The sequence below is a fragment of the Chamaesiphon sp. OTE_75_metabat_556 genome (assembly GCF_031378165.1).
GTDB lineage: Bacteria > Cyanobacteriota > Cyanobacteriia > Cyanobacteriales > Chamaesiphonaceae > Chamaesiphon.
Window position 1 is genome coordinate 1 of the sequence record NZ_JANNDR010000162.1, and the last position, 5,307, is coordinate 5,307.

Annotated in this window: 3 protein-coding genes; all 3 read left to right on the forward strand. The window is 46.5% G+C overall.

The annotated features are described in order from the left end of the window. Positions 1-52: 52 nt before the first annotated feature. Complete coding sequence (locus RMO27_RS06820) at positions 53-1,042, forward strand: GTP-binding protein (RefSeq protein ID WP_309730882.1); 990 nt, start codon at positions 53-55, stop codon at positions 1,040-1,042. Positions 1,043-1,337: 295 nt separating this feature from the next. After that, positions 1,338-2,087 (forward strand): hypothetical protein, encoded by a 750-nt coding sequence (locus tag RMO27_RS06825; protein WP_309730880.1) that lies wholly within the window; start codon positions 1,338-1,340, stop codon positions 2,085-2,087. 238 nt (positions 2,088-2,325) lie between these two features. Continuing rightward, the gene (uvrA, locus tag RMO27_RS06830; protein ID WP_309730881.1) at positions 2,326-5,178 is read left to right on the forward strand and encodes an excinuclease ABC subunit UvrA; all 2,853 of its coding nucleotides are present in this window, start codon (positions 2,326-2,328) and stop codon (positions 5,176-5,178) included. Positions 5,179-5,307: the final 129 nt, after the last annotated feature.

The following is a 5,307-nucleotide window of genomic DNA, read 5'->3' on the forward strand; positions in this document are numbered from 1 at the left end:
GGTATTTACGAACCCAACTGTTAATCATAGCCAACTTACGATCGAGGTACTGATGACTAATCTGGAAAATCCAGCGCGTTCTACCGTGCCAGTAACAGTCCTAACCGGATATTTAGGCGCGGGCAAAACTACATTACTCAATCATATTCTGACTCAAGAACACGGTCAAAAAATCGCTGTAATTGTGAATGAATTTGGCGAAATCGGGATTGATAATCAGCTAGTGGTAAGTAGCGATGAAGAAATTTTTGAGATGAATAATGGCTGTATTTGCTGCACTGTTCGCGGCGATTTGATGCGGATTATTGGCAATCTGATGCACCGTCGGGATAAGTTCGATCGATTGGTAATTGAAACCACCGGTTTAGCCGATCCGGCACCCGTCATTCAAACTTTCTTTGTCGATGAAGATGTCCAGTTACAAACTCATTTAGATGCTGTCGTAACAGTGGTTGATGCCAAACACATTCATCTTCACTGGGATGCAGAGGAAGCCCAGGAACAGATTGCTTTTGCCGATCGAATCTTGATTAACAAAACCGATCTAGTGACCCCAGCCGAATTAGACGAATTAGAATCTAAAATTCGGGGGATGAATGCGATCGCCAAAATTTATCGCACTCAATCTGCCCGTGTCGATCTCGATGCAATTCTGGGGATTGGTGGCTTTGATCTCAGTCATGCACTCACGATCGATCCAGATTTTTTGGGTGAAGAAGCCCACGAACACGATCGATCAGTCGGATCGATCGCATTAGTGGCATCAGGTGCGATGAATGTAGAAAAAATCCAGGAATGGTTGAGTAAATTATTGCCAACTCAAGGACAAAATATTTTTCGGATGAAAGGGATTTTGAATATTCACGGCCAAGAGCGGCGATTTGTATTGCAGGGAGTTCACATGATTCTGGATGCCAGACTCGATCGAGAGTGGCGGACAGATGAGGAACGCAAAAATGAATTGGTGTTAATTGGTCGCGATTTGGATGAGGTAGCATTGCGACAAGATTTTAATAACTGTTTGGTATTAGTAAATGAATAATGCAATGGATTGACACGATCGAGCGAATATTCTCTACTGAACCTATAAAATCAGAACAATAAGTTTACCTTTCAATCGATTTATCAGTGGCTAAATTACCAGACTCCGCGATCGTCAACATTTTTACACTTCAACGCATTCTAGTTGAGTGCCTCGACTCAGCTACAGCAATGGAATAACGTAGCTGGAATTAGTCATGACGATAACATCATCCAGTCGAAATTGTAGTCGATTGTACGGCAATGTTTGGGATGAATGCTACACTAACGGTATAAATTTCACTTTGTCAGCGATGATGAAAATAGCTGTAATACAGTTCGGGATCGTGACGATGTTCGCAGGAGTAGTATTAGCTCTGATTCCGGGACTGTGCCACAGCCTGCCTCAAACAGCGATGACACGATTTCTCGATCGGAGTTTATTAGTGCAGGTCACTAGTTATCGCCCCTTAGTAGATGCCGCCAACCAAGAAGAAAAGCTAGCAAATCAAGCAGCCGATCGCTTTTTTGCGGTATTAGAGCAATTTTGGAATGCACCTAATCGCGATCGAGCGTTTAAACTTACTAACGTTCTCATCAAAACATCTGGACAAGCAGCCGTTCATCTTCAGCGGAATAGTGAGTTGGGATTACAAAGCCTGCCCTACTATGCTGGCGATCTAGCATCAGCCCAAACCGCATTGGACACCACATATCGGATTCAGGGGGAACTAGCTCAGGTTTATCTGAGCTACAATCAACTTTCCAAGCAGACTCGGAATGCTATGCAAGCTGGTGATGGAGCTAAAGTAAGGATGTTGTTGACCAAATTTGCCATGCTCGACGAAAAAAAAGCACAGTTGATTCAAATGAGCCAACAAGTTACTCAAGCTTACAAAAATCGTAGCAATGCGGTGAATGCTCAATTAATCAACAATTTGAATACCCAAATGAGGAATGGGGTGATTCAAAGAGGTCAAGCAACAAAATGTATGGTGTCTAATTTACCCTACGGTTCACCAGCGCAAGTTGCTAATAATGCTAGTGGCTATTGTAATTCGCCTTAAACACGATCGCAAAATAAATATACTTTCATGTGATCAAAAATTTTACAATGGGTCGGATTAATTGATGTAGCAGCAACTGTACCCCTGGTCTTTACAGTCATCAGCAACTCGATTAAGTCTGCAGGTAGTGATATCAAATCGAATTTATGCGGGTAATTTATGAGGGAAGATGTTAAGACATCAGACATTTGTGTTAAAACAGAAGTTTGCCCTATCGTGAATTCCCAACTCGATCCCTATGGCTTCAACCGACCGAGACACCATTCGCATCCGTGGTGCCAAACAGCACAACCTCAAGAATATTAGTTTAGAGCTACCGCGCGATCGATTGATTGTATTTACTGGGGTGTCTGGTTCGGGCAAATCCTCACTGGCATTCGATACGATCTTTGCCGAGGGTCAACGGCGATATGTGGAGTCCCTGAGTGCCTACGCGCGGCAATTCTTGGGACAATTGGATAAGCCGGATGTGGATGCGATCGAAGGTTTGAGTCCGGCGATCTCGATCGATCAGAAATCTACTTCTAATAATCCGCGATCGACCGTGGGAACGGTGACGGAGATTTACGATTATTTTCGGTTGCTATACGGTCGGGCGGGTACGCCGCATTGTCCCCAGTGCGATCGATCAATCTCGCCCCAAACGATCGATGAAATGAGCGACAGGATTCGCGATCTGCCCGAACGGACTAAGTTTCAGATCTTAGCACCGATCGTCCGAGGCAAAAAAGGGACACACCAAAAAGTATTATCTAGTCTGGCATCTGAAGGCTTCGTGCGCGTGCGGGTGAATGGCGAAATTCGCGAATTAGCTGATCGAATTGTCTTAGATAAAAACCAGCATCATTCAGTCGAAATTGTGGTCGATCGATTGATTAATAAAGAAGGGATCGAATCACGATTATCGGATTCTTTGACAACTTGTTTGCGACATGGCGAAGGGATTGCCATTATCTCCCTAATTGCCGATGAAGGTGCCGAAATCAATCCCGATTTACCGACAGAATTAGTATTTTCCGAGAAATTTGCTTGCCCCGAACATGGGGCAGTGATGGAAGAATTATCGCCACGATTATTCTCATTTAATTCTCCCTATGGTGCCTGCACTGCTTGCCATGGCCTTGGCAGCTCGCGGACATTCGATCCAGAACTGATTATTCCCGATCCATCTGCGGCCGTCTATCACGCGATCGCGCCTTGGTCGGACAAGGATAATTCCTATTATTTATCCCTATTATATAGTCTGGGACAAGCTGCTGGATTTGCGCTCGATACACCCTGGAATAAATTAACTCCCGAACAACAAGCCTTGATTTTAGAGGGCAGATCCGAACCGATCTGGATGGAAGATCTCGACGATCATCGGCGGTTTAAAGGTGTATTAAAAACTCTCGAACGCCAATACAATGATGCCTCAGAATTGCAAAAACAAAAGCTCGAACAATACCTCACCAATCGCCCCTGTGAAGCTTGCGGCGGCCATCGCTTAAAGGCGGAAGCTCAATCGGTAAAACTGGGGCAGTATGGCATTCTCGATTTTACCAGTGCCGCGATCGATGAATGTTTGGCTAAGCTCGATCGGTTAAAATTAACTGACAAACAAATTAAAATTGGCGAATTAGTTCTCAAAGAAATTACCGCCCGACTACAATTTTTGCTCAACGTCGGCTTAGATTATCTCACACTCGACAGGGCTGCGATGACCCTATCCGGCGGCGAAGCCCAACGGATTCGCCTCGCGACTCAAATTGGTTCCGGTTTGACAGGGGTATTATATGTCCTCGACGAACCGAGTATCGGCTTGCATCAACGCGATAATGGCCGACTATTAGACACCCTCACCAAACTCCGCGACTTAGGCAATACCCTCATCGTCGTCGAACATGACGAAGATACCATTCGCGCCGCCGATCATTTGGTGGATATCGGCCCTGGCGCGGGCGTGCATGGTGGTAGCATCGTCGTCGAAGGCGATTTAGAAGCCCTCCTGAAATCCGAAGATTCAATTACGGGTGCCTACTTATCGGGACGTCTGGGCATCGCCACACCCGCAGCCAGACGCGAAGGTAATGGGCGCAGTTTAACCCTCACAAATGCCAATCGTAACAACCTCAAACATCTCGATGTCGAATTCCCCCTCGGTAAATTAGTCTCAATTACCGGCGTATCCGGTTCGGGCAAATCCACCCTGATCAACGAACTGCTCCACCCCGCACTCCAGCACCATCTCACTAAACGGGTACCATTCCCCAAAGATGTAGACGAACTCAAAGGGATAAGTGCGATCGATAAAGTTATTATCATCGATCAATCACCGATCGGTCGCACCCCGCGATCGAATCCCGTCACCTACACCGGCGTATTCGACACCATCCGCGAAGTCTTCACCCAAACCATCGAAGCCAAAACACGCGGCTATAAAGCCGGACAATTTTCCTTCAACGTCAAAGGTGGACGCTGCGAAGCCTGTAGCGGACAAGGCGTCAACATCATCGAAATGAACTTCCTCCCCGATGTCTACGTTCAATGCGACGTCTGCAAAGGCGAACGCTACAACCGCGAAACCCTCCAGGTTAAATATAAGGGCAAATCGATCGCCGATGTCCTAAATATGACGGTAGAAGAGGGTATGGAATTTTTTGAAAATATCCCGCGCGCCTATACCCGCCTGCAAACCCTCGTCGATGTCGGCTTGGGCTACGTCAAACTCGGACAAACCGCCCCCACTCTCTCCGGCGGCGAAGCCCAGCGTGTCAAACTCGCCACCGAACTCTCTAAACGCGCCACGGGTAAAACCCTATATTTAATCGACGAACCCACCACCGGACTATCATTCTACGATGTCCACAAGCTCCTAGACGTGCTGCAAAGACTAGTAGATAAGGGCAATTCCATTATCGTCATCGAACACAACCTCGACGTGATTCGCTGCTCCGATTGGACGATCGATCTTGGCCCAGAAGGTGGTAATAAGGGGGGAGAATTAGTAGCAGTGGGTACACCGGAACAGGTGGCAAAGAATCCTAAATCTCATACTGGGAAGTATCTCAAGCAAGTGCTGAAACAACATTCATCAGCAGCGAGAACTTAGATTGAGTTTCGATGAAGCCTGGTTTGCGATCGAGCGTCGATCCGATCTCGGTAGATGTGTAGTACTGGGAGAGTAGGTATCATTGGACTCGATCGAGTGTGACATACTTGCACGGCTAAAAACCGTAGA